The following is a 26,621-nucleotide window of genomic DNA, read 5'->3' on the forward strand; positions in this document are numbered from 1 at the left end:
GTTAGTCCCCGGAAAAGTTATCGACCAATACCTCCCGATAGGAATTAAATATCTTCGATTTCGACATAAAGCCGATATAATGGCCATTCTCATCGACCACCGGAAGATTCCACGCTTTCGTATCATCAAACGTCTGCATGATCTGATCCATCGGCGTGTTGATTACGATCTTGGCCGGGGCGGAAACCATGAACTTCGATACATGGAAACGATTATACAACTCCGGACGGAACATGATATTCCGGATATTATCCAGCAAGACGATACCCAGCAACACGCCCCGCTCGTCCACGACAGGAAAGGTGTTACGTCCGCTTCGAGAAATGACCTTTACCATATCGCCCAACGTCATCTCCGGAGACACCATCTGGAAATCTTTCTCGATCACGCTATCCGCCCGTAGCAAGGTAAGCACCGCCCTATCCTTATGGTGCGTCAGCAACTCGCCTTTCTGTGCCAAACGCATGGAGTAGATACTATGAGGCTCAAACATAAGGATCGTGATATAGGAACTGATCGAGACGATCATCAAGGGGAGGAACAAATCATACCCACCCGTCAGCTCGGCGATCAAGAAAACACCGGTCAAAGGAGCGTGCATCACCCCGGACATAATGCCCGCCATACCCAGCAAAGCGAAATTCTTCTCTGAGATATACATCGTGAACGGGAAATAATTAGACGTATGCGCAAAGATAAAACCGGCGATACAGCCCAGATACAAACTAGGAGCGAAGATACCACCGCAACCCCCTCCGGCATTCGTGGCGCTGGAAGCGAATACCTTCGTAAGCAAGATCAAGGTCAAGAAGATCAAGACCCCGAAATACGTATCGTTCAGATCGTAAAACAAACTCTTGTCCATGATATGCGAGAACTGCCCGTTCAGCAACGAGCCGATCGTATCATAGCCCTCACCATATAGCGGGGGGAACAAGAATATCAAGATACTCAGCATCACGCCGCCCAACATGAACTTCTTCCAATACGTACCCAACTTCCGGTACATCCCTTCCACCTTGTTCATCACACGGGTAAAATAAAGGGATACCAATCCGCAAAAAACACCCAGCAAGAGCACGTAAGGAATACGCTCGATCTCGAATGCCTCGGTCTGAGAAAACTTAAACATGGCCTCGGTACCGGTAAAGATATAAGACATCGTAGCCGCCGTCACCGACGAGATCAGCAAAGGAAGCACGGAAGTCATCGTAAGGTCCAGCATCAATACCTCGATCACGAACACCAACCCGGCGATAGGCGCCTTGAAGATACCGGCGATCGCTCCGGCGGCACCACATCCCACGAGCAACATCAACGTCTTCTGCTCCATCCTGAACACCCGTCCCAGATTAGAACCGATAGCCGCCCCTGTCAATACGATAGGAGCCTCCGCCCCGACCGATCCACCAAAGCCGATCGTCACGGAACTGGCTACGATAGACGTCCATGTATTATGCGGCTTGATACGGCTCTTTCGTTGCGAGATGGCATACAAGATCTTCGTCACCCCATGGCCGATATCGTCACGCACGATATATTTCACGAACAAGCCGGCCAACAAGATACCGATCACCGGATAAAGCAAATAGAGATAGTTCACGCCGTCAGCACTGAAATTACCCGTCAATACATGTTGTATGAAATGGATCAATTGTTTCAATATGATAGCGGCCGCAGCTGTGCAAATTCCCACGATAAAGCTGATAATAAGGATAAAATGCTTCTCCTTGATGCGCTTTTCCCGCCATAACAACAATTTATAGAATAACCCTTCGTTAGCCATTTTAAATACCTTTACCTGTAAACACTGTTTTAACTGTATAAATGAGAATCGTTATGTCCAGAATCAAGGACATATTCTCATAGTATAATATATCATATTCCAAGCGCTCGATCATCTCATCCACACTGCCGGCATATCCATATTTCACCATACCCAACGAGGTGATTCCCGGACGTACGTTATGCAGCAGATAGTAGAAGGGGGCTTTCCTCACGATCCGCTCGATGAAATATTTACGTTCCGGACGGGGGCCAACTAGCGACATATCCCCTTTCAGCACGTTCCAGAACTGCGGTAACTCGTCCAAGCGGTATTTCCGCATCACCCGTCCGAAGGGAGTGATACGGGAATCGTCCTCGGAAGAGAGCAACGGACCTTCTTCCTCGGCGTTCGTATACATCGTACGAAACTTATAGATCATGAAAGGCTCGCCCATGTATCCGATCCGTTCCTGACTGAAAAACACCGGGCCGGGGGAATCCCGCTTCACCCGCCAAGCGATATACAGGAACAAGGGAGATAAGAGCACCAAGAAAATCAGAGATAACGTCTTATCCATAAAGAGCTTTACATTCTGCTCGATGGGCAAGAAGTTGTTATCCGTCACGTCCACCAGCGGAACGCCCTTTATCGCCTTGATCTTTACTTGCGATAATGAACTGGATTTATCCGCCAATATCTTGATCGGCCGTTTATAACAATATAACGAATACAGGATATCCATCAAACGGTTATTATCCACCGTCTCCAAGGCGACAACCAGCTCATCCACCTTTTTCTCCTCTACAATCACCGGCAAAGATTCCAGCCTACCGATCACACGATCTCCGGCGACCCCGCCTTTTTTCTCCGTACCATCGGAGACAAAACCGACGATATTATAACCCAAACCATACAGGTCGTCGGCAATACACGCCGCCTTCTTCCCCGCCCCAATCATCAATACATTCAACGCCCATTCCCTGCACTTTATCTTCCGTAACCCGGCCTGCGTAATCAATAACCGGGGAATATACGTCAAGACAAACTGCAATCCCCATAAAGAGAAAAACATATCATAATACACATGATAAGAACGGGGCAAGTCATTCAGCACTAAGGCAAAAAACAAGATCACGACACCGATCGACACGCTCCCAAGGGTAGAGAACAACTCAGTAAGCCTCGACTTACCGAACGGTTTATTATAATAACCGGAAAACCAATATAATACGAACCAGAAAAACGGGATCAATAGCTGCCCCTTCAACGAGGGGATATGCAGCAAAAAGGCCCCGACGGTATCAAACCCTTCATACACCGCCACCTCCTCATAGCGTATCAGGTTAAATAATAACCAGACTACCGACGACGCTATAAAATCCGAGACAATATATTTTCCGGCTTGTACGCTTTTCTTCATCCTTATCTAATTACCTGCACAAGCCCACCGGCTCCTAGCTTGATAATGCCGGACGGAGCGGCCTTGCTCATATCGTCCTGACGATAACTCACGATATAATCCACACCCTCCTTGATCACCTCCGATACCTCGCTGAAATTAGCGGGAGAAGGCTCGCCGCTTACGTTGGCGGAAGTAGAGACCAAGGGTTTACGGAAGCGCTCGCACAATTTCTTGGAGAACTCCTCGTTCGTGATGCGGATACCCACGCTACCATCGGCTCCCAATAGATTTGTCGCCAAGTTCTTGGCACTTGAGTAAATGATGGTCAACGGCTTATCAGACACGCTAATCAAATCCCTAGCGATATCGGGAACATCCGACACGTACCTATCCAATTTAGCCTCGCTGTCCATCAAGACCAACATAGCCTTATTGTCTGCCCTTCGCTTTAACTCGTACACTCTTTGTACGGCTTTTTCATTGGTAGCGTCGCAACCAATTCCCCAGATAGTGTCTGTAGGATAAAGTATTATGCCGCCTGCGGCCATTACTTCGCAAGCTTTTTTAATATCTTCCGTCATTGTATTTTATAATATTTAGGCAAATGTACGAATCATTCTCCTACTTCAAAAAAATAATAACAAAAAAACTATTTTCTTTAAGCCATACCGGATATACCATATTTAATTTCTAACTTTACGGGTTGAAATATATTGCGGAAATCTCGCCTTTGTCATACGGTAGATTAAGGATGACAAGGTATCCGTAGTATCAGGCAAGCAAAAAAGAAAAAAACAATATATAATGATTAACAAATGGAACTTTCAAACCCCATCAGAAGAAGAGTTACATAAGAGAGACCAATTGGTGGCTGAATTAGGATTCAGCCCGGTGATCTGTCTCTTGCTCGTTCAACGAGGTATCACTTCGATCGAAGAGGCGAAGAAATTCTTTAAACCCAGCTTGAACGATTTGCACGACCCGTTCCTTATGCCGGATATGGATAAGGCGGTGAGGCGCTTGAACAAAGCCTTGGGGAATAAAGAAAAGATTTTGATCTACGGCGATTACGACGTGGATGGAACGACAGCGGTATCGCTCGTCTTCAAGTATTTAAGACCTTACTCGTCTACCTTGGATTTCTATATCCCGGACCGGTACGACGAGGGGTACGGTATCTCTTACAAGGGTATCGATTATGCCGCCGAGAACGGCGTGTCGCTGGTTATCTCGCTGGATTGCGGTATCAAAGCGATCGAGAAGATCGAGTACGCCAAGGAGAAAGGTATCGACTTTATTATTTGCGACCACCATATGCCGGACGCCACTTTGCCGGACGCTGTCGCCGTATTGGATGCCAAGCGCTCGGATTCTATCTATCCGTATGAGCATTTATCGGGTTGCGGAGTGGGATTCAAGTTCATGCAGGCGTTCGCCAAGAGTAATAATTTCCCGTTCTCGGATCTGGAGAAGTTGTTGGAACTGACGGCGGTCAGTATCGCCTCGGATATCGTCCCGATTACGGGAGAGAACCGCATCCTCGCCTATTACGGGCTGAAGCAATTGAACAGCAACCCCAGCCTCGGGCTGAAAGGGATCATCGATATCTGCGGATTGACCGGAAAGGAGATCACGATCAGTGATATCGTATTCAAGATCGGTCCCCGTATCAACGCTTCCGGCCGTATGATGAACGGGAAGGAGGCGGTGGAACTGCTACTGTCCAAGGATAGCGCCAGTGCCCGGGAGAAGAGCGAGAGCATCAACCAATATAATGAGGAACGCCGGGAATTGGACAAGAAGATCACCGACGAGGCGAACGCTGTCATCGACGAAGTAGAGAACATGGATGACCGGAAGGCGATCGTGGTGTATAACCCGGGATGGCACAAAGGCGTGATTGGTATCGTAGCGTCCCGTTTGACCGAGAAGTATTACCGTCCGGCGGTCGTTCTTACCAAATCGTCCGAGTTGATCACCGGATCGGCACGTTCCGTAACGGGTTTCGATATTTACAAGGCGATAGAGAGTTGCCGGGATTTATTGGAGAATTTCGGGGGACATACCTACGCCGCCGGGCTTTCCCTTCGGGAGGAGAACCTAGAGGCATTCACCGAGCGTTTCTTGAAGATCGCATCCGAAGAGATCATACCGGAACAGATGATCCCACAGATCGATATCGACGCTATCTTGGATTTGAAAGAGATCAACCAGAAGTTCGTGAACGACCTAAAGAAGATGAGCCCGTTCGGGCCGGACAACCAGAAGCCTGTATTCTGCTCGCTTGGCGTAAAGGACTACGGTACCAGTAAGCTCGTGGGTAAGGAACTGGAGCATCTCAAGCTGGAATTGATCGACGGAAACTCAAGCACCCCCATGCACGCCATCGCTTTCGGCATGCACAGGCACAACGACCATATCAAGGGTATGAAGCCTTTCAACATCTGCTACACGGTGGAGGAGAACACCTACAACGGCAACACCTCTATCCAGCTGATGATCAAAGACATCAAACCCGACGATATATGAGGAGGACAGGTGGACGTCTACCATAAGATATTAGAGAAGTATTGGGGATACCCTGCTTTTCGCCCCTTGCAGGAGGATATTATCCATTCCGTCTGTGCCGGAAAAGATACGCTTGGGCTGATGCCTACAGGTGGTGGTAAATCCATCACCTTTCAGGTGCCGGCCTTGGCGATGGAAGGGATTTGCATCGTCGTCACTCCCTTGATCGCCTTGATGAAAGACCAAGTGGAGAACTTACGCCGGGTCGGCATCAAGGCTACGGCTATTTATTCGGGCATGAGCCGGCAAGAGATTATCACGCAACTGGAGAATTGCATCTTCGGAGGGTATAAGTTTTTGTATGTCTCCCCGGAGCGGCTTAGTACGGATATTTTCCGGATCAAGATGGAGGCCATGCAAGTTTGTCTGCTAGTGATCGACGAGAGTCACTGTATCTCGCAATGGGGATATGATTTCCGTCCTTCTTACCTCAATATCGCTGAGATCCGGGACTTATTGCCGGGTGTTCCAGTATTGGCCTTGACCGCCACGGCTACCCCGGAAGTGGTGAATGACATACAAGAGCGTCTGCGGTTCAAGAAGAAGAACGTATTTCAAAAGAGCTTCGCCCGCAAAAATCTGGCTTATATTGTCCGGAAGACGGAAGATAAGTTAAATACACTCGTTTATATATTGGGAAAAGTTCCGGGTACGGCCATCGTATATGTCCGCAACCGGAAACGCACCAAGGAGATCGCCGTCATGCTGCAACAGGCGGGTATCTCCGCCGATTTCTTCCATGCCGGATTAAACCGTGACGAGAAAGAACTGCGTCAGGCCCGTTGGAAAAGCAACGAGTGCCGGGTAATCGTATCGACCAACGCTTTTGGTATGGGTATCGATAAGCCGGACGTGCGATTGGTCGTGCATATGGATATGCCGGGATCGTTGGAGGAATATTATCAAGAGGCCGGACGCGGGGGGCGTGATGAGAAGAAAGCCTTCGCCGTGGCTCTTTGTTCCTCCACGGATAGCGCCAAGCTAAAGAAACGGCTGGCGGATGAGTTTCCGGACAAGGAGTTTATCTACCGGGTCTATGAGGCGTTGGGTAATTATTACCAGATCGCCGTAGGGTACGGGCTAGATACGGTACACGATTTCTCGTTAACGGATTTTTGTTCCGCTTATAAGTTCTCTTTATTGCAAGCGCATCATGCCTTGAAGATCCTTGGGTTATCGGGCTATATCGAGTATACGGAGGAGGTGGACAACGCTTCCCGCCTGATGTTCACGGCTACCCGTGACGAGCTTTACAGGTATTTAAGTGAGAACAAGCGAACGGATGAGGTGATTCAGACGATCTTGCGTTCTTACACCGGGTTATTTGCGGATTATGTTTATATAGATGAGAGCGTAATCGCTACCCGTGCGAGAGTAACGCCTCACGAGGTGTATGAGACCTTGGTAGGTTTATCCAGATACCGGATCGTAAACTACATCCCGCATAAGAAAACCCCGTTGATTATCTATACCCAGACCCGGGAGGAACAGCGGTATCTTTCCATACCCCGCTCGGCGTATGAGGAACGCAAGGAGCGTTTCGGGAAACGGATCGAGAAGGTGCTGGAATATATCAACGAGGAGCGGGTATGCCGTAGCCGCATGCTCCTATCCTATTTCGGCGAGGAAGATTCCGCCCCTTGTGGCTGTTGCGACGTATGCTTATCGAAGCATGAATCACAGCTTATGAATTGGGAATTCAGCGCTATCCGGGAAAGTCTCGTAAAGGTATTGGCCGAGGAATCCCCTATCCCCGTGAAAGAGCTTATTGAGAAATTACCTTTCCCTCAAGAGAAAAGCCTCACGGCCATCCGCTTTCTGGCGGATCAAGATCCCCGATTCACATTAAGCGACGGCTATCTATCGCACGAGGATTCAGCAAAATAGCACGATGCCCATCGTAAGCTCCTTAGAATGCCCATTGTTAGCTTGCTAGAATGCCCATCATAAGGAGCTTACAATGGGCATTCTAATAAACCAAGTATCACCGCTTATAATTACTCCGATTAGATACTTGTTTTTCCGTCGGGAAATCAGTGGGAACCTTTTGGGTTACCTTGCCGGTAGCGGCCCATTCCGCACCTCTTAACAAGGTGATCTGGAAGCCGGCGCATTGCATAGCCGGACAATTCTCTACCGTTTCCCCCGCATGCCCTAGCATCGTATGGAATATACGGGCATTCCCATAATCAACCGTAAAGATCAACGGCTCCTCACGACCGGAGCCTCCGGTCTCCTTGTCCGAATAAGCGGTATACAAGCAATCCTTTATATTTCCCGGGCCACGCATACGATCATATAACTCATCCTGCGCATGTTTCCATTTATTCGGCAGCCCCTTCATGATCGGATGCTCATGGTTCCGGGCATTCAGCACATACTCATGTTGCTTGCCATGAGAGCCACCCACGCCCGCCGAGCTATCCTTTATCAACTTACCATCGCTCCAATATACATAGGGTCCCGCTTTCTCATCCCGGTTCTCCCAACCGCCCAAGGCACAAATCTTATTGTATTCCGGCCAGTTCACGAAGGCGTTATCAGCGGCATGATAGATCACGACACCACCACCTCCTTGCACATATTCCAAGAAACGACGGTTTGTCTCTTCCGGCCAAGCATCCCCATTATAATCCAGCACCACCAGCTCGTAAGGACTAAAATCCAAGACAAAGCCGGACATATCCTTCCCCGCCTCCGGAGAGACCGCAAAATCCACGGAGAAGCGTCCCGAGTTCTCCAATATCTGTTTAAGCACCACATGGCTCACCTGCCAATTATGGTTATTCTGCCCCGTTATTAATAACGTCTTGATCGGCTTACGGGCCGACATGCCACATACAACCAGTAAAGCGGCCAAAAGGAAAACGATCTTCCTACAAAATACATGTCTCATGGTATGAATAAGATTTAAGTAAACTATAAATTATCCGTCTTTATTTAATAACAAAGGGAAGCGGCACCGAATAGCCCCGGATTCTCCAGCTTAGAGAAACGTATCTTCAAGTTCTTGATAGAGTTCGGATAAGCGAAATCCTTCAAGTCCTCATACATGCTCTCCTCAAACAACTCATGGGCGGAGGTCACCGAGCCTCCGAAGACGATCATCTCCGGATCTACCGTCAATACCACGATCTTGATAGCGGCGGCCACATGTACGCCCAACTGCCGATAAGCCTCCAGCGCCTGCTCGTCCTTCCGCATCGCACGGGTGTACATCTCCTTCCCATCCACGCCCCATACGTTCATGAAATAGGAACCGCTACAGAAATATTCCAAGATCTGTCCTTGGTAGGGAATCATGCCAAACTCTCCCGAGCCACAATTAGCGTCGGCCAGCAGCTTGCCTTTCTGGATAATTCCACCCCCCAAGCCTGTACCCAAGGTGAGGCCCACGAAGTTATCAACCGTCTTTCCGTCGCCAAAGATACGCTCACCCAAAGCGAAGCAATTCGCGTCGTTATCCACATAAACCGGCACGGAGAAGCGAGCCTCCAAGATCTCCTTCAAATGTACCTCTTCCCAATGCGGGATATTCACTACGTTATATACGATCCCCTTCTCACGATCCACCACGCTCGGCACACCGATACCGATAGCTACCACGCCCTCGTCCCACACGGAACGGATCACCTCTATCAAAGCCTCCAATGTCTCCCCGCAATCCGCAGCGTCCTGGGGAGTCGGGGCGTTCCCCTGAGCCACTAATCGATCCCCTGCGATACGGCCGGCACGCATATTCGTCCCCCCTAAATCCACTCCGATATAAGCGTTTTTCTTCTCTACACTCATTCTTTCCACGATATTAAATTAGATTATACTCCCACAAAGCTAACAAAAAAGGCAATGCTACGAATAACATTGCCTTTTAAACTGGTAAATTTAATACATCTATGCTTTTTATTTTCCCCGGCGTCAACTCCATCCAGCACGTATACCGACATCGCCTCACGCCTACGTTCGCATAGGCCAACGTCGATATACGTGTGAGGCAATGCCGGTATACGTGTAAGACGGCACCATTATAACTACCGCATCAAGCGAAGAACAAGATCAATAATTGCGCCGTAAGCACCCGCAAAAACATGGTCAATGGGTATACCGTTGCGTAACCTACGGAAGGAGCGTCGTTTCCAGCCGTAGCGTTCGAGTAAGCCAAAGCGGGCGGATCCGTCGTACTACCGGCGATCAAGCCCATTAAGGTGAAATAATTGATCTTATAGAAATAGCGGCCTACACAACCGATGATCAGTAAAGGAACCGTCGTGATAATGAAACCGTAACCGATCCAAGCGAATCCACCGTTGTTCACGATCGTATCCACAAAACCATCGCCGGCGCTGATACCCACGCAAGCGAGGAAGAGGGTGATACCGATCTCACGCAACATCAAGTTAGCGCTCTGGGTCGTATAGGTAACCAGCTTATAACGGTAACCAAAACGGCTAATCAAGATAGCCACGATCAGCGGACCTCCCGCCAAACCTAACTTAACCGGTTGCGGAATGCCCGGGAACGTAATAGGAATACTACCCAAGACAATACCGAGGGCAATGCCGATAAAGATCGTGATCAAATTCGGCTCGTTCAAGCGTTTCATGGAGTTACCCAATACCTTCTCCACATTCGAGACAGCGGTTTCGGTACCCACCACATTCACACGGTCACCCACTTGCAACGTCAGGCCCGGCGTAGCGACCAAGTCCACGCCCGCACGGTTGATACGGGTGATATTGATACCATATAATTTACGCAGTTTCAACTGTCCCAGCTTCTTGCCGTTCAACTCCGGTTTCGTGATCAAGATACGGCGGTTGATAAACTGGCTCTCCATACGAATCCATTGCTTGCGCTCCATATCGATCTCCTCGCCGATGAATGTCTTTACGGACTCGGCATCTTGATCTGTCGTGATCACGAAAATCTTATCATCCTCATTCAAGATCGTACCGGCGGAAGCGATCTCGATCTGCTTGTTATCATTACGCCATACACGGGAAATCACGAAATCCAGATGATCCATCAAACCGGATAACTCCCCTACCGTCTTACCGAAAACCGCAGGGTTCTTTACGACCAGCGAGATCGGTTTCGCCTCATTCGTATGCGAGGCATCCTCCTTATTCAAATCGTCATTCTCCTTATCGAAATTCACACGGAATACGTAACGTACGAAAATGATCGAAAGAATAATACCGATCACGCCCAGCGGATAAGCCACGGCGTAACCCAAGGCGATCGTATTATCAGAAACCCCGTACATATCGGAATAAGCCTGCTGAGCCGCACCTAATCCGGGGGTATTCGTCACCGCCCCCGATAAAATACCCACCATCGTAGGCATCGGAATACCTGTCACGAAATGCAATACCAAAGCCGTAGCCACGCCAAGGAAGACAATTCCACAGGCAAGCATATTCAACGTGATTCCCCCCTGCCTAAAAGACGAGAAGAAACCCGGCCCGACTTGCATACCTACCGAATAAACAAATAAGATCAATCCAAATTCCTTAAAGAAATGAATCACATTGTGGTTAACCGTAAACCCAAAATGCCCTAAAATAATACCTACAAACAACACCAAGGTAATCCCAAGCGAAATCCCAAACACCTTTATCTTTCCCAACTGAATGCCGGCGGCAATCACGAAAGATAGTAAAAGGATAGAATGCCCGATACCTTCTCCCCATAATAAATCGTTTATCCAATCCATGCTAAAATCTTTAAAAATCTTATTACCTATTAATAAAGACGCGAAGTTAGGCATTTACTTTGTGTTTTACAACATAACACCTATATTTACCTTTTAAATTAAAATCTCATGAAAAAGATATATTACATTTTATCAGCATTGTTCCTTTGCGTGGTAGCCACCTCGGCGCAAGAAGCTGGAAAAACGGTAGTTATTAAAACCAATGTAGGTACTATGAAGGCCATCCTGTACGATGATGTGCCTAATCACACACGTACTTTTATCGAACGGGCGAAACGGGGGGATTTCAACGGGACCTTATTCACCCGTGTCCTGCCGGAGTTTATGATCCAAGGAGGAGCCCCGGATTCCAAGAACGCTCCCGCCGGTGCCAAATGCGGCTTTGGCGATCCTTCCGCCGAGATCCTGCCCGAGATCAACGAGAAATATTTCCATAAGAAAGGAGCCTTGGCTGCTCCCCGCCAACCGGACGATGTCAACCCGCAAAAGAAATCGGACATGTCGCAATTCTTTATCGTGCAGGGGAAGGTCTATAGGGAAACCGAACTGGATACGTTAGAGCGTACCGCCAACTATCCGGCCCGGCAAAAGGCCCTGAAGGAGTTTTACGCACCGGTCCGTGCCGAGTTGAATATGATAAAGATGAGTAACAAACGGGAATACCAGAAGCGATTGAGAATGATCAACGCCCAGATAGACTCCGTTATTCAAGCAACTCCCGGGCATTTGCTATTTACGGACGAGCAACGGAAGGCTTATACCACCGTAGGCGGTTGCCATCATCTGGACGGCACTTATACGATCTTCGGGGAGCTGACGGAGGGGTTCGACGTTCTGGATCAGATCGCCACCCAGCCGAAAGACCAGAATGACCGTCCGAAGAAAGACATCCGCATCCAAAGTATAACGATCGAATAATTCACCACTCCTATGTTAAAGAGAGATTTCATCATGGTACAGATCGAGGAACTGGGCAAAGTGATCGCCCAGATCATCTTCAATCGTAATTCCAACGATGGGGCACGCAAGAACCCCGAGTTAATCCAATCCGTCTACACATCCTTAAAACTGGATAACGATTTCTTGCTGAACACGCCTATCGACGGCATCCGCACTTATCTGGACGGTGATGACTCGTGTGGCCTCCAACGCATGGAACTGGCGACCAAGACCTTGCTGGAAGAAAGTTTCCTTTTGCCGGAGGCGCAAGGTAAAAAACTCCGGGCAAGAGCGAAAGAGCTATTGGAATATATCCAACGCAACGACACTACGTTCTCATTGGAACGAGTGGCGTTGCTGGAAGAGATAAATAACTATTGAATAGATTGCGGATCGGTGGTAGGACCTTCCACGACTAGAAGGCCATTCTCATCGATTCGCATTTTATCGATGAATACGACCCGCTCATCCCCTGTCTTCTGGGTACGCCCGTGATAAACGCAATACATTTGTTTTCCGTCCTTCGACCAAGTAACGCTATTATGTCCGGTACCCGTGACGATACCGCCTTTTTCCACGTTCTTCTCCAGCACCGGATTATTAGATGCCTTCTCAAACGGTCCTAACGGATGTTCGGACACGGCATATCCCACCGCATAATTTGCCCCGCCAAAATAATTAGCGGAATACATCATATAATACAAGCCGTTGTGACGTAGCATGAAAGAGCCTTCCGTCCAACGACGTCCGACCTCCCCTTTGGTAACCGAGCGACTTTCCCATTCACTTTGCGCATCATCCAGTTTCACAGGCGGACGCAGCAGAAGTACGGGTTCCCCAATCACGTGCGTAAGATCCGGAGCGACCTCCACCCCGTAAATCCAGCTTTCCTCAACGGAGTCGAACATGCCTTTCTTCTTTGCCTCATCGGCGATCTCGCTTTCTACCGGATGCTTATAGCAACAACGGGAATAATAGAGATAGGTACGGCCATCCTCATCCTCGATCAAGTTTCCGTCGATTACAGGATATCCCGGATCGAACAAAGGAGCATCGGCCAATTCCTTAAATGGTCCGGTCGGCTTATCCGACACAGCTACGCCGATACGGAAATTTTCCTCCTCGTTGGTCGGATTCTTCCGCCAATCCGCGCTGAAGAACATATAGAACTTCCCGTCACGCTCGTACACTTCCGGCGCCCAGAAATTAGCGATTGCCCAAGAATCGGGCGTATTGCCCCGATAAACCTGCCCTTCCGACTTCCAATGGATCAAATCATCGGAAGAATAGGCGCAAAAACCGTCTACAGCCCCGGCACCGGTACCATACATATAATAACGTCCGTCCGAGGCCAACAATACGTATGGATCGCCAAACTGGACCGACAAAGGATTACTGTACGTTAACTCGGGCTCTTCCGCGGCAGACTTCTTTCCCGTACAACCCGCATTCAAACACATAAGAACTCCCAGACAAAGGGATATTCCTATTTTCATACCACTTTTCATTTTTCTTATTTATTGGATTCTAAATTATACACTCCTTCCGCACAACGTTCCCCGTCGATGGCGGCGGATACGATTCCTCCCGCATACCCCGCTCCCTCACCGCAAGGGAAAAGACCTTTTACCGTGACGTGTTGATAGGTATCCCGATCACGGAGGATACGAACCGGAGCGGATGTACGGGTCTCTACGCCGATCATGGTTGCCTCGTTGGTCAAGAAGCCTCTAGAGACCTTACCGAAATAACGGAAACCTTCCCGCAGGCGACTGGTCACAAATTCCGGCATCCAAAAATGCAACGGAGAGGCCAGCAGACCCGGCGTATACGACGAAACCGGTAAATCGAAAGAGTTCTTCTTCCGCATGAAATCATCCATGCGCTGGGCGGGTGCCGTTTGCTTCATGCCTCCGTTTAGCCAGCAGACCTCTTCCAGACGTTCTTGAAAGGCCATCAACGCTAATGGGGAATCCGCATCTACCTTCTCGCCATTCCGAAGATAAAGCTCCTCCTGCCCTACCAGTTCGGAATAATCTTCAGGACGGATCTCTACCACCATCCCTGAGTTAGACCAGCGGGAACCCCGGTTGGAAGGCGACATTCCATTTACCACGACCTGCTTAGGTCCGCTCGCCGCAGGAACCACGAAACCTCCCGGACACATACAGAAGGAATAGACGCCCCGGTTATTCGCTTGCGTCACAAAACTATACTCTGCCGCAGGAAGATATTTCCCACGACCTTCTTTCCGATGATACTGGATTTGGTCGATCAATTCCTGAGGATGTTCCAGACGAACACCGACCGCGATCCCTTTCGCCTCGATCTGGATCTGGCGTTCGTATAAATAGTTATAGACATCACGGGCGGAATGGCCGGTAGCTAAGATAACAGGCCCGTAAAAGCTCTTTCCCGTATTCGTCTCGATGCCGATCACCTCGTTCTCTTTCATGATAAAAGCATCCATACGGGTCTCGAAATGTACCTCACCTCCGCATCGCTTGATTTGCTCCCGGATATTCTCGATCACACGGGGGAGCTTATCCGTTCCGATATGCGGATGGGCATCCGCCAAGATAGAGGGACTGGCCCCAAACTGGCAAAAGATATTCAGTATCTTATCTACCGAGCCTCTTTTCTTGCTACGGGTATACAGCTTTCCATCAGAATAAGCGCCGGCACCGCCCTCACCGAAACTATAATTTGATTCTCCGTTCACCTTATGCTCACGACTGATCAAGGCGATATCTTTCTTGCGTTCCCGCACGTCCTTACCTCGCTCGACGATGATGGGGCGCAAACCTAACTCTATCAAGCGCAAGGCAGCGAACAGACCTCCCGGACCGGCTCCTACGACGATCACAGGTTTCCCTGCCGAGACATCTTTATACTCTATCGATTGATATTCCGGCTCGCTGGGCATCTCGTTCATGAAAACACGCAGTTTCACGTTGACAAATATCGTTCGCTGGCGTGCGTCTATCGAACGTTTCAATACACGTACGGCCCGGATATTTTTCGGAGCCTCACCCGTCTCACGGGCTACAACTTGCCTTAGCGATTGCTCATTAACAGCCTCTTCCGGCAATATCCGGAGTTGTAATTCTTTTATCATTGTTTATTATATATTAACCGAATAGTTGCCGAAAGGCTTCCTCCACTTTCTTTACCTGTACGATTTGAATCTTGCTCTTCGCCGTATCGAAACCTTTTAGATTATTATGCGGAATGATAATCCGGGAGAAACCCAGCTTCTCCGCCTCCAAGATACGTTGCTCAATACGGTTGACCGGACGGATCTCTCCGGACAAGCCTACCTCTCCGGCCATACAAACACCCGGCTCGATGCTGATATCCAAGCTAGAGGAAAGGATGGAGCTGATTACCGCCAAATCGATAGCCGGATCATTCACTTTCAAACCTCCGGCGATATTCAGGAAAACATCTTTCTGGATCAACTTAAAACCCGCCCTTTTCTCCAATACCGCCAATAACATATTCATTCGGCGTAAATCGAATCCGGTGGCGCTACGTTGCGGCGTACCGTAAACCGCCGAGCTGACCAAGGCTTGCGTCTCGATCAAGAAAGGACGTACCCCCTCGATAGCGGCGGCGATGGCGACACCGCTCAGTCCCTCATGATTCTGGGTTAATAATAACTCGGATGGATTGCTGACCTCACGAAGCCCGTTCTGGCGCATCTCGTAAATCCCTAGTTCCGCCGTACTGCCAAAACGGTTCTTGATGCTCCGCAGGATACGATACATATAATGCTGATCGCCCTCAAACTGCAACACCGTATCCACGATATGCTCCAATACCTTCGGACCGGCGATACTGCCTTCCTTATTGATATGGCCGATCAATAAGACCGGGACACCGCTTTCCTTGGCGTATTTCAAGATAGCGGCGCTACACTCGCGTACTTGGGAAACACTGCCGGGGGAAGATTCCACGACTTCCGTAAAGATGGTTTGTATGGAATCTATGATCATCAAGTCCGGCTGGATATTGGCCGCTTGCGTAAAAATCTGTTCCAGATGCGTCTCGCATAGGATGAAACAGTTCGGATTATCATGCGATAATCGGTCCGCCCGGAGTTTCAACTGGCGACTGCTCTCCTCGCCCGAGACATATAGGGTTTTCAAGCCTGTCAAGCCCAACACGGTTTGCAAGACCAAGGTGGATTTTCCGATTCCCGGCTCTCCCCCGATCAAGACCAAAGAGCCTTTTACAAGTCCACCGCCCAAGACCCTATTCAACTCGGCGTCCACCAAATCAATACGGGCCTCCTCTTCCGTCGTGATATCACGCAGCAAGACCGGACGCACTTTCGAATTATCCATGATACCGGGAACCGGACGCTTACCCACAGGCTCTTTCGTCACGATTTCCTCTACATACGTATTCCACTCACCACAATTCGGGCATTTACCCTGCCATTTAGGAGAATCCGCGCCACAGTTAGAGCAGACATATACCGTTTTTGTTTTCGCCATTCTTTCTTGAATTTGGCGTAAAGATACAAAAAAAGCCAGCTTTCATATAAATACCAGCTTTCTCTAATCTTATCACCATTATTCTACTATTCTACAGGAATCTTAGGATTTTCATCAGCAGGATGCAAATACCAATCCTTACTCTCTTCACCTTGTGTTTGAATCCAATTCAAAAAGCCCGGATAATAACTATCGATAGACTTACTTTCAGCAGGCACGACAAAATCCTCCACACTTCCCGGAATATGAATGGCAAAAGGCATTTGCTCGCCATTTTCCTTGCTGTACGTCACATAATACGGTCCTTTTCCATATACAGATTCATCATCATCCGTACCAAAATAGCTTTCCTTTGCTTTCTCCGTTGGAGGATATAACGTTAAATGAACTTCCTTGTCTAAAGAAGGCGTAATATATGGATTATAAGGAGGCAATATCATAGGATCCTTCTCATAACCATCACCAAAGAATGTGGTCGTAACCGTATACTCCGGAGTTTGGGTATTATGTGCCGTTTCTGCCAACGCATCATCAAACACACGAATAACAGCCATTCGTTGAGAATTATCCAAAGATGCGCCTTCCACACCTATATCCGTACGACTAACACCATTTAACTGATAACCAAAACCATTACGTATCGTAGCGCCAGTCCACAATAGCTTAAAGGTATCCTCTAATTTAACAATACGGTTTTCATGATTATAAGTAACTACAGACTTATAGCGAAGGATCACGTCATTCATATCAAAATCACCTTGACGAGGCCATAAGTCTTCGAAAGCAAGCAATCCTTCATAGTCAACCGTCGCAGTACCCGTAACCGGAGGTTCCGGTTTTACCTCCGGAATATTGTCTGTTATAGCATCTACCGGGTCAGCCTCAATATGAAACACCAGATCATTATAATCCTTTAACTGATTAGTCCAATCCTCAAATCCAATGACCACGAATCCATTGATTTGAAATGAAGCCATAAATTTTTCTCTCTTCGCATTTAAGGTCGAGGTTGAATATATAGGTTTTCCATTATATTTTGATAAACTTGGATTTAGACCAAAGGCATCATTATAGATCACCCAACCAATTGATACCCCCGCAGGGAACTCAGTACCTTTGTCGATCCCTTTCTCATAATAATGTAGCCTAACTCCTTCTCCTCGCTTCACTATATTTGGATTTACTATAGAATTAGGGAAAATCATAGTTACATCTTCTATCTCATTGGCATCCTTTGGAGGATTTCCTGTTGGATAACAGTAATAACCGAACAAATTATGAGCACCCGTCGTAGTAGAGACTATATAAATGTCTAAGTGGGCTTTTTCTGTCACATGAATATCCCCTTCGATTAAATAATTATCAATCTCTGGTGTAGGCTTCGGTTCAGGAAGAATCTTATTTATCGTATTCAAGGCTTCCTTAGAAATAGATATTTTCTCTGGTAACAAATAATCCGGACGGCCATTACCCTTCCATCCGCCAAGAGTATGCAAATGAGCTAACTTTCCGCTTAAAGATGTAGCACCTCTAAGAACACTCTTTGTCTCCACCTTAGAAGTCAAATCCACTTCTTCAGGATCTGAGATAGATTTTCCATTAATAGTAGCAACCATCAACATGGGCAAAGATGGGAAACTCGTATAAATATATAACTTATCCGTCATAGTGGATATTTTAATTTTCTCAAGATAAGCACCTGTTAAATCAGTGAATCCCGCATCCACCCATTTAACTTCCTCTTTCAAAATTATATTCCCATATTCATCGATAGACAATGGATTTTCAGCATATACAAAAAATGGCACCCGACAACCTTCCGGCACATCATATTTTATTTTTAAATCATAAGTCGATTCCATTGAGAAGTCAAAAACAGAATCCTTCGGAACCTCAGGAATAGGTTTAGGCTTTGGTTCCAAAGTTGGTTCATATACATCTGTAGTACATCCCGCCAAAAGCAAGCAAACGAATGCGCCAATGGCTATTTTTTCTCCAATCTTACCCCTTTTCATTTTACAATTTAGTTTTTATCATAACCCAACCCTCAAATATCAACGCCACAAAGATACAATATAAATCAATCACTTTTGTCCAATATTGGATAATATATTCAACTTATTTAATAAAATCCGCAACTACTAGTTTTTTTCCAATTCCATATCCCTTCTTCACGTCGGAACTATCTCTTTCCTTATATAAATACCCGCGGAACATGCCACCACTGTTATAAGGCATGGCGATATTTCCTAGTTTATCCACGGCGATCAAGCCGCCGTTGCCGGCGTTCGTATTCAATTCCGTATGGATGATATAATCCGCCGCTATCTCTACGCTTTCCTTAAGGTATTTATAGCGGGCACACACATCGAACGCTACCGCATGACGGATAAAATACTCTCCATGCCCCGTACAGGAGACAGCGCAACTGTTATTATCCGCATACGTTCCTGCCCCGATCACGGGCGAATCACCGATACGCCCCCAACGTTTCTTGAACATACCGCCGGTACTGGTCCCGGCCGTTAAGTTTCCTTGCTTATCCAGAACGACACAGCCTACCGTACCGTTCTTCTTACTTTCTTGCTTTAACTTCTCGATCCACCCCATCGTCTTGGGCGTAGCGAAATACATATTGTCTTCTACCATTTCCAAGCCTTGTTCCTTGGCGAACTCCTCGGCACCGGCTCCGCTCAGCATGACATGCGGAGATTTTGTCTTTACGGCATAGGCTGCATTGATCGGATGCTTCACGTGTTTTAGGCCAGCTACAGCGCCTGCGCTTAAATCCTTGCCTTCCATGATGGAAGCGTCCAACTCAAAAGTTCCCTCCGCCGTACAGGTAGCACCAATTCCGGCGTTAAACAACGGATTTCCCTCGAAGTAATTAATGACGGCCATAACCGCCTCCGGTCCCTCGCCTCCCGCCGACAAAACTTTATCTCCAATCATTAAAGCGGAGTCCAATGCGGCGTAATATTGAGCCGACTTAACCGGATCTTCCTCCAATCCGGCCATCGCCCCCGCACCACCATGTACCACGATTACATACTCCCGGTCTTGCGCAAAAGCAATGGATGACACCATCAAAGCCGTCAAGGCTATCATTTGTTTTAACATGCTATTATATTTAGTCATTTATACAATGTTCAAAAATAGAACAAATATCTGAATTATCTTAGAGACATAGACTTATTTCCCGATTTTTATCCGTACATTTACCTCGAACGGTAATCTCTTAAATAATAACATTATGGAAGAATACATCGATTCTATCATAAGAGTGGGAAAGATATTGATCGGAAGCATAATGGTCGTGTTCGTACTCTGGTATATCGTAAAGGATATTGTCAAGGCTTATGGGAAAGATTCCCATGAGCCGGATTAAAAAAAGTGCCATGGCGATATGACCACGGCACTTCTCTTCATTATATCATAGAGAGCTATTTCATTCGTTCGTATACCATACCGGTCCCGGCTGGCTACCCATGACGAACTCCAATGTCGCCCCGCTCATGATTTGCTCGTGGGTGATATAACTCTTATCATAAGGTTGTCCGTTCAGCTTCACGGATTGGATATAAATATTCTCCGCAGAGACCTCGGGAGCCAAAACCGTAAAGGTCTTGCCATTACCTACATGCATCTTCACTTCCGGGAACAACGGGGAGCCGATCTCATATTGGCCACTGATCGGATCAACCGGGTAGAATCCCATGGCACTAAACACAAACCAAGCGGACATCTGCCCACAGTCCTCATTACCGCAAATACCATCCGGGGCATTCAGATACAAATCATGTAATACCTGAGCCACGTATTTCTGGGTCTTCCAAGGCTGGCCGACCTTATTATATAAGTAGATCACATGATGGCTCGGCTCATTTCCATGCGCATATTGACCAATCATACCTGTACTAAAGATAGGCAATTCCTCATCCGATTTGGGGACATAGGTAAACATACTATCCAATTTCTCGGCGAAACGTTCCTTACTTCCTACCAATCCGATCAAACCGTCCAGATCTTGCGGCACGGACCAGAAATATTGCCAACCATTGCTCTCGCAAATATCTTCCGTATAATCATCGGGGCTGAAATTAGCGGCAAAGTTTCCTTTCTCATCACGAGGCTGCATAAAGGAAGTTGCCGGATTGTACACATTATGATAATTCTGTGAACGTTTAAAGAATTCGTCGGCAATCTCTTTCTTACCCATCTTCTCGGCCATCTTAGCGATGCAATAATCATCGTAGGCATACTCCAAGGTCTTCGATAAAGACCAGTTCTCCCATTTTTTCGGATCGCTATAAGCCGGTACGTAGCCCAACTTCTTATAATCGCCGATACCCCGATAGTCATCCCGGTTGGCTGTCGCTATACAAGCCTCCAGCGCTTTCTCGGCATTGAAATCACCGATACCTTTCAGATAAGCGTCTACGATAACGGGCACCGCATGATAACCGATCATCATATTCGTTTCCCAGCCATAAAGGTTCCATAAAGGCAAAGCCCCGTTCTGCTCATAGAACTTCAAGAAACCCTTGATCATATCATTCGCCCGTTCCGGCTCCGTATACGTAAACAACGGATGGGAGGCACGGTAGGTATCCCATAAAGAGAAAGTAGAGTAATTCGTCCATCCGTCCGCTTTATGGATTTGCTGATCCGGGCCGTAATAAGAACCATCCACGTCGCTATAGATCGTCGGGGCGATCATGGAATGATACAAGGCCGTATAGAATTTCACCATATCGTCCGTATTCCGGCTTTTCACCTCAATCTTAGAAAGCTGTCGGTTCCAATTCGCGCTAGCCTGCGCTTGATAGTAATCGAAATCATCCTTCGGGGCTTCCGCACGCAAATTCTTTCCCGCTCCCTCCATGCTGACGCCAGAGATTCCGGTCGTGACAAGGATTTCCTCATCCTTCTTCGTATTGAAATCGAAACGGGCCACATAGGCCGTACCGATCCAACCTTTTTCCTTGGTCACGATAGAAGTCGTATCCATATGACAAGCCACGAAAGGCTTAGAGAAACGGGTCTCGAAATAAACATGCTGCAAGGGAGACCAGCCTTGGGATAGGCGGTATCCACGGATCGTCGTAGAGTCTACCACCTCGATCTTGGAATCCAAGGTAAAGTCCCAATTCATCGCCTTCTTCAAGTTCAAGAATACCGAAGCCTCGGCCTCCGGGAAGGTATACCGCTGGATACCGCAACGCTCGGTAGCCGTAAGCTCCACGTTAATGTTATAATCCTTCAGCAATACCCGGTAATATCCTGCGGAAGCCGCCTCGTCATTATGCGAGAACGTGGAGTAAATGCCTAACGGCGCAGGGGCCTCTTTATAAGGACGGGTCACGGGCATAAAAGAGATATCGTATAAATCGCCTGCCCCCGTACCGGAAAGGTGCGTATGGCTAAAGCCGGCGATCGTCGTATCCGGATAGAAATACCCCGAGATGCGATCCCAACCCGGCAAACCGTTATCCGGGCTCAATTGTACCATACCAAAAGGAACTTGGGCTCCCGGGTAGGTATTGCCGGTAAAATCCGTACCGATCATGGGGTTCACATACTGCGAGTAATCCGCCTCCTGTTTCTTTTCAGGCGTGCAGGCCACGAGTGCCAGCAAAGAGACCGCCAATATAGACATGTGCTTCATGTTATGCAATTCGTTTTGAGTTTGAGCAAACATACATAAATTATTTCGAAAGAGAAACAGTTTACGGGGAAAACTTTCTATTTTCATCGGGGTGAAAATCTTTTTTCATTATGATGAGAATCTTTTTTCATCAAGGAGAAAATCTTTTTTCATCAAGACGAGAATTCGGTGGAATCCTTTAACTTTGTACAAAAACTACGATAACATGGAAGATAAAACATCGACACTTCGTTTGATCTATCCCCAATGGCAAGGTGGGATCGTGAATCATTGGATGCCCGACCTTCCTGCGGACGACGCTTCCAGAGGGTATTACCTTGGTGCTCAATTACTCAATATCCTCGCTCCCCCAAGTCCCCAGAAAACCGTGGAAGTACCCATCTCACTAGATATAAAGGATAGGGAAACGGATCTAGGGGTCAGCGCCCGTAAGATTATTCTGAAACAAACAAAAGCGGCCCTTGAATTATTACATGAAAACACTCCGGAAAAGATCGTCACTTTAGGGGGCGAATGTTCGGTGAGTGTCGTACCCTTCACCTATCTGGCCGCTAAATACCCGGATGATATCGCAATTGTCTGGATAGACGCGCATCCGGATATAAACTTGCCGTATGACGAGTATAAGGGATATCATGCGATGGCCCTTACGGCCTGTCTAGGGATGGGTGATGAGGAGATTCTTCAATTATTACCGGGAAAGTTCAAGATCTCGAATAGTTTAATCGTAGGTTTACGCTCGTGGGACGAGGGTATGAAGGAACGGCAGAAAGAATTAGGTATAAAAGGTTTATCTCCGGAAGAAGTGGCGGCTGATAGCTCGCTTATCCTCGAATGGCTGAAAGGGACAGGTGCTTCCAAGGTTGTCATCCATTTCGATATGGATGTCATTGATCCGGCGGATATGATAGCCGGGGTCGGCGTAGAACCGAACGGGATGAAAATAAACGAGGTAGTACGTGTCATCAATGACATTGCGTCCGAATACGATCTAGTAGGGCTTACCGTCGCCGAACCTATGCCACGGATAGCGATTAAGCTTAGGAATATGTTGAGTCAATTACCACTGTTAAAAGCTTAAGTAATCAGATTGCCGTTCCGGTATTCTGATGGTGAGACTTTCAGCAATCGTTGCACGTAACGGCTGAAAAAGGACAAAGAAGAGAAATTCATATTGTCTGAGATTTCTTTCAATGTCAGGTTCTTGTCTGAAAGCAAGTGGGTAATCCGGGAGATGGTGAAACGGTCTATCCAGTAATTAGCTGTAAATCCGCTTGCTTTCTTACAAACTTCCGTAAGGTATTTAGGCGTAATGCAGAGCCGTGAAGCGTAATAGGATACTTCCCTGTGGTTTCGATAATCCCCCGCTTTTAGCAGATTTATAAATCGCTCCATCAACACGGCATTTTGTTCCGATACAGAGGGAGATTCATAAATTCGTGCATGGAAATCGTAAAGGTCGAGCACGAAAGTTTTAGCCAAACAACCGATTAGTTCGTCATGAAAACGATGCGTATGGTCCGTCAACCGCCTGCGGATAAGTTCAATATCTTCCATAAATATCCGCTGTTCTCGCTCTGTAAGCGACATGATCGGGTTACGGAGTAGTGTCAACTTTCCTATCACGTCATAATCATTTCGAGGGATATTCTTGAATGAAAAACTGTTCGAGATATAAAGTACCGTTACCTGAAAATCGTCGCTTATCTCTATCTTAGATATAAGTTCATTATGAGTAAATATAACGCAATCCCCTTTCCTCATCCGAAACCATTCGCCCGTCATCAGGAATGAAGCTTCACCCTCACGACAAAGCGCATGTGTACAATACCGGTCAAAACTCCCGGAAATCATATCATCGAGGTTGTCAGCAAATAGGATATCCGTATTCATAATCAGTTCTCTTGTTTACAGAGTAAAGATACAGAAAAACACGATATAAAAATAAAATCGAGACTCAACAACCGAAAAAAATGAAAATAGCACCGACTTTTATTTATCGTCATATCCGCTTATCAGACATAACTTTGCGACCACAATTTAAAATAACATTACGATGAACAAAACAGTAAAATTGAACAACGGCGTAGAAATGCCGATCTTGGGTTATGGTGTATATCAAATAGCCCCCGAGGAATGTGAACGTTGCGTATTGGATGCTATCAGCGTAGGCTATCGCTCCATCGACACGGCACAAGCGTACTATAACGAGGAAGGTGTAGGCAAAGCCATAAGTAAATGTGGCATACCTCGCAATGAATTGTTCATCACCACAAAAATATGGGTGACCAACGCCGGAGAGGAAAAGGCGAAAGCCTCCATCGATGAGTCTCTGCGCAAATTACAGACCGAATATATTGATCTTCTGCTCATTCACCAGCCTTTTGGCGACTATTATGGAACATATCGTGCCATGGAAGAGGCTTACCGTGCAGGAAAAGCCCGGGCCATCGGCGTAAGTAACTTTTACCCGGACCGTTTTATCGACCTAGCGGAACATGTAAAAATAAAACCCGCAGTGAATCAAGTGGAAACACACGTCTTCAATCAGCAAGTGAAAGCAGAGGAAATCATGCGGGAATATGGTACACAAATCATGTCATGGGCCTCTTTCGCAGAAGGGCGCAATAACTTTTTCACGAACGGGATATTGACGGGAATCGGACAGAAATATAATAAATCCGTGGCGCAAGTCGCCTTGCGCTTCCTCATCCAACGCAACATAGTCGTTATCCCCAAATCCACGCATAAAGAACGGATGGCAGAGAACTTCGACGTATTCAGTTTTGAACTTTCGGAACAGGACATGAATGAAATCGCAAAGTTAGACAAAGCCCAAAGCCTGTTTTTCTCACATTATGATCCGGAATTAGTACGGTTCATATTGAGCCTAGAGAAAAACAGATAAGCAAGGCCTACACAAAAAGAGGCGTAATCCGTTATGGATCACGCCTCTTTTATATTACATTATTATAACTTTCGGGATTTATTCCTCATTATTATCTTCCTCATCCTCATTCTCCTCGTCTTCTTCCTTTGGGGCTTTTTTCACGAAGAACGCACTCAACTCATACAAACCGTAGAGCGGTAAGAATACGATACTTAACGTAAACGGATCACTACTTGGAGTGATGAACGCCGCACCAACTAACAAGCCGACAACAGCATGCCGTCTGTATTTATGAAAGAACGAGCGGTTTAGCAACCCTATCTGAGATAATAGCCAAGATACCAATGGCATCTCAAATACGATTCCCATCACGAATATCAACATCAAGAAGTTATCCATGTAAGAATCAAGGGATACCTGTTCCGTAATGGCGGCACTCAACTCGTAAGTCGCCAAGAAACGTAGTGTCATCGGGAACACCAAGAAATAACCCACTGAGCATCCAATAAAGAACATTATCGTTCCGAACAAGAATACCCAACGTACATTTTTCTTCTCATTCTCGTAGAGAGCCGGACTTACGAACTTCCAGATCTCCCACATCAAATAGGGGAAAGTCAATAATAACGCCAGCCAGAAAGAACTTGTCATATGCGTGAAGAACTGGGAAGCCAGTTTGATATTGACAATGTTCACATGGAACGTATCATTACAAAAGTCCGGGAGAAAAGAAAAATGAGAACTAATCTTACACATTTCCCGATAGACGATGAAATCGGAGCTACACGGGGCCATCACGACATTATCGAACAGCCACGGCATTACCGAGAACCCGGCTATAGCAAAAACAAAGAGCGCTAAAACAGAACGAAATAAAGTCCAACGAAGTTCTTCTAGGTGATCCCAGAATGACATTTCTTCTTGTTGCATCTTCCTTTACTTCTTTTCCGTATCGTCTAATTTGATATCGTCTTCCAAACCTTTTACACCGTCCTTGAAATTCTTCACACCCTTACCGATACCTTTCATCAGCTCAGGAATTTTCTTTCCACCGAAAAGTAACAACACAACAATGGCGATGATCACGATCTCGCCAGTACCTAAGTTTCCTAAAAATAGTAATTCATTCATGATATTATAATATTAGTCATTAATATTCTCGTTTCTATGG

22 protein-coding genes are annotated in these 26,621 nt (G+C 47.0%); 7 read left to right on the top strand and 15 right to left on the bottom strand.

All coding sequences use genetic code 11. The annotated features are described in order from the left end of the window. Position 1: 1 nt before the first annotated feature. From D7V92_RS17010 to D7V92_RS17020, 3 genes are read right to left on the bottom strand one after another with little or no spacing between them, the layout of a single operon-like run. The gene (locus D7V92_RS17010; protein ID WP_005858223.1) at positions 2–1,786 is read right to left on the bottom strand and encodes a chloride channel protein; all 1,785 of its coding nucleotides are present in this window, start codon (positions 1,784–1,786) and stop codon (positions 2–4) included. Between the two features lies 1 nt (position 1,787). Then, positions 1,788–3,188, bottom strand: coding sequence for a sugar transferase (locus tag D7V92_RS17015; protein ID WP_005858225.1), 1,401 nt, complete (start codon positions 3,186–3,188; stop codon positions 1,788–1,790). A gap of 2 nt (positions 3,189–3,190) precedes the next feature. Next, a complete protein-coding gene (locus D7V92_RS17020) occupies positions 3,191–3,751 on the bottom strand; it encodes an L-threonylcarbamoyladenylate synthase (RefSeq protein ID WP_036610389.1) in 561 nt (186 codons plus the stop codon). A gap of 223 nt (positions 3,752–3,974) precedes the next feature. Here D7V92_RS17020 and recJ point away from each other — a divergent pair, with 223 nt between their 5' ends. Both recJ and D7V92_RS17030 read left to right on the top strand, forming a co-directional pair. Further along, positions 3,975–5,699, top strand: a complete 1,725-nt coding sequence (gene recJ / locus D7V92_RS17025; RefSeq protein WP_005866190.1) for a single-stranded-DNA-specific exonuclease RecJ — start codon at positions 3,975–3,977, stop codon at positions 5,697–5,699. Between the two features lie 9 nt (positions 5,700–5,708). Beyond that, positions 5,709–7,625, top strand: coding sequence for an ATP-dependent DNA helicase RecQ (locus tag D7V92_RS17030; RefSeq protein ID WP_121773358.1), 1,917 nt, complete (start codon positions 5,709–5,711; stop codon positions 7,623–7,625). A gap of 97 nt (positions 7,626–7,722) precedes the next feature. Here D7V92_RS17030 and D7V92_RS17035 read toward each other — a convergent pair whose 3' ends face one another. From D7V92_RS17035 to D7V92_RS17045, 3 genes are all read right to left on the bottom strand, one after another. After that, positions 7,723–8,634 (bottom strand): ThuA domain-containing protein, encoded by a 912-nt coding sequence (locus D7V92_RS17035; protein ID WP_121773359.1) that lies wholly within the window; start codon positions 8,632–8,634, stop codon positions 7,723–7,725. A 44-nt stretch (positions 8,635–8,678) separates the two neighbouring features. Beyond that, a complete protein-coding gene (locus D7V92_RS17040) occupies positions 8,679–9,530 on the bottom strand; it encodes an ROK family protein (protein WP_034532287.1) in 852 nt (283 codons plus the stop codon). Between the two features lie 244 nt (positions 9,531–9,774). After that, a complete protein-coding gene (locus D7V92_RS17045; RefSeq protein ID WP_008778112.1) occupies positions 9,775–11,451 on the bottom strand; it encodes a putative transporter in 1,677 nt (558 codons plus the stop codon). 108 nt (positions 11,452–11,559) lie between these two features. On the opposite strand from D7V92_RS17045, the gene D7V92_RS17050 reads away from it, so the two are divergent. Together D7V92_RS17050 and D7V92_RS17055 are read left to right on the top strand one after the other, a co-directional pair. Further along, complete coding sequence (locus D7V92_RS17050) at positions 11,560–12,369, top strand: peptidylprolyl isomerase (protein ID WP_008779516.1); 810 nt, start codon at positions 11,560–11,562, stop codon at positions 12,367–12,369. 12 nt (positions 12,370–12,381) lie between these two features. Then, positions 12,382–12,771 (top strand): hypothetical protein, encoded by a 390-nt coding sequence (locus D7V92_RS17055; protein WP_005866180.1) that lies wholly within the window; start codon positions 12,382–12,384, stop codon positions 12,769–12,771. Here the strand turns inward: D7V92_RS17055 and D7V92_RS17060 are convergent. The 5 genes from D7V92_RS17060 to D7V92_RS17080 all read right to left on the bottom strand — a co-directional run bounded on the left by D7V92_RS17060 (position 12,765) and on the right by D7V92_RS17080 (position 20,012). After that, positions 12,765–13,886 carry a glycoside hydrolase family 43 protein gene (locus tag D7V92_RS17060; RefSeq protein ID WP_009274810.1) on the bottom strand — a complete coding sequence of 374 codons (1,122 nt, stop codon included), beginning with the start codon at positions 13,884–13,886 and terminating at the stop codon, positions 12,765–12,767. The genes D7V92_RS17055 and D7V92_RS17060 overlap by 7 nt on opposite strands. Positions 13,887–13,903: 17 nt before the next feature. Beyond that, positions 13,904–15,508, bottom strand: coding sequence for an NAD(P)/FAD-dependent oxidoreductase (locus D7V92_RS17065; protein ID WP_008774174.1), 1,605 nt, complete (start codon positions 15,506–15,508; stop codon positions 13,904–13,906). Between the two features lie 13 nt (positions 15,509–15,521). Next, positions 15,522–16,892, bottom strand: a complete 1,371-nt coding sequence (radA, locus tag D7V92_RS17070; protein WP_121773360.1) for a DNA repair protein RadA — start codon at positions 16,890–16,892, stop codon at positions 15,522–15,524. 86 nt (positions 16,893–16,978) lie between these two features. Then, complete coding sequence (locus D7V92_RS17075; protein WP_121773361.1) at positions 16,979–18,907, bottom strand: LruC domain-containing protein; 1,929 nt, start codon at positions 18,905–18,907, stop codon at positions 16,979–16,981. Positions 18,908–19,010: 103 nt separating this feature from the next. Further along, positions 19,011–20,012 (bottom strand): isoaspartyl peptidase/L-asparaginase family protein, encoded by a 1,002-nt coding sequence (locus D7V92_RS17080; RefSeq protein WP_057328807.1) that lies wholly within the window; start codon positions 20,010–20,012, stop codon positions 19,011–19,013. A 133-nt stretch (positions 20,013–20,145) separates the two neighbouring features. On the opposite strand from D7V92_RS17080, the gene D7V92_RS22635 reads away from it, so the two are divergent. Next, complete coding sequence (locus D7V92_RS22635) at positions 20,146–20,280, top strand: hypothetical protein (RefSeq protein ID WP_005858250.1); 135 nt, start codon at positions 20,146–20,148, stop codon at positions 20,278–20,280. 60 nt (positions 20,281–20,340) lie between these two features. Here D7V92_RS22635 and D7V92_RS17085 read toward each other — a convergent pair whose 3' ends face one another. After that, on the bottom strand, positions 20,341–22,647 hold the full coding sequence (locus D7V92_RS17085) for a GH92 family glycosyl hydrolase (protein WP_008779512.1): 2,307 nt from the start codon (positions 22,645–22,647) through the stop codon (positions 20,341–20,343). A gap of 118 nt (positions 22,648–22,765) precedes the next feature. Here D7V92_RS17085 and D7V92_RS17090 point away from each other — a divergent pair, with 118 nt between their 5' ends. Beyond that, positions 22,766–23,641, top strand: a complete 876-nt coding sequence (locus D7V92_RS17090; RefSeq protein WP_121773362.1) for an arginase family protein — start codon at positions 22,766–22,768, stop codon at positions 23,639–23,641. Here D7V92_RS17090 and D7V92_RS17095 read toward each other — a convergent pair. After that, entirely contained in the window at positions 23,638–24,453 is an 816-nt protein-coding gene (locus D7V92_RS17095) for an AraC family transcriptional regulator (RefSeq protein WP_034532280.1), read from the bottom strand. The genes D7V92_RS17090 and D7V92_RS17095 overlap by 4 nt on opposite strands. Before the next feature lie 163 nt (positions 24,454–24,616). Between D7V92_RS17095 and D7V92_RS17100 the strand changes: the two genes are divergently transcribed. Then, the gene (locus D7V92_RS17100; RefSeq protein ID WP_121773363.1) at positions 24,617–25,468 is read left to right on the top strand and encodes an aldo/keto reductase; all 852 of its coding nucleotides are present in this window, start codon (positions 24,617–24,619) and stop codon (positions 25,466–25,468) included. A 78-nt stretch (positions 25,469–25,546) separates the two neighbouring features. Here the strand turns inward: D7V92_RS17100 and tatC are convergent, their stop codons facing one another. Together tatC and D7V92_RS17110 are read right to left on the bottom strand one after the other, a co-directional pair. After that, the gene (gene tatC / locus D7V92_RS17105; RefSeq protein ID WP_036610364.1) at positions 25,547–26,380 is read right to left on the bottom strand and encodes a twin-arginine translocase subunit TatC; all 834 of its coding nucleotides are present in this window, start codon (positions 26,378–26,380) and stop codon (positions 25,547–25,549) included. Positions 26,381–26,386: 6 nt separating this feature from the next. Continuing rightward, entirely contained in the window at positions 26,387–26,581 is a 195-nt protein-coding gene (locus D7V92_RS17110; RefSeq protein WP_005858259.1) for a twin-arginine translocase TatA/TatE family subunit, read from the bottom strand. Between the last annotated feature and the right edge of the window lie 40 nt (positions 26,582–26,621).

It is taken from the genome of Parabacteroides sp. CH2-D42-20, assembly GCF_003670185.1.
GTDB lineage: Bacteria > Bacteroidota > Bacteroidia > Bacteroidales > Tannerellaceae > Parabacteroides > Parabacteroides distasonis.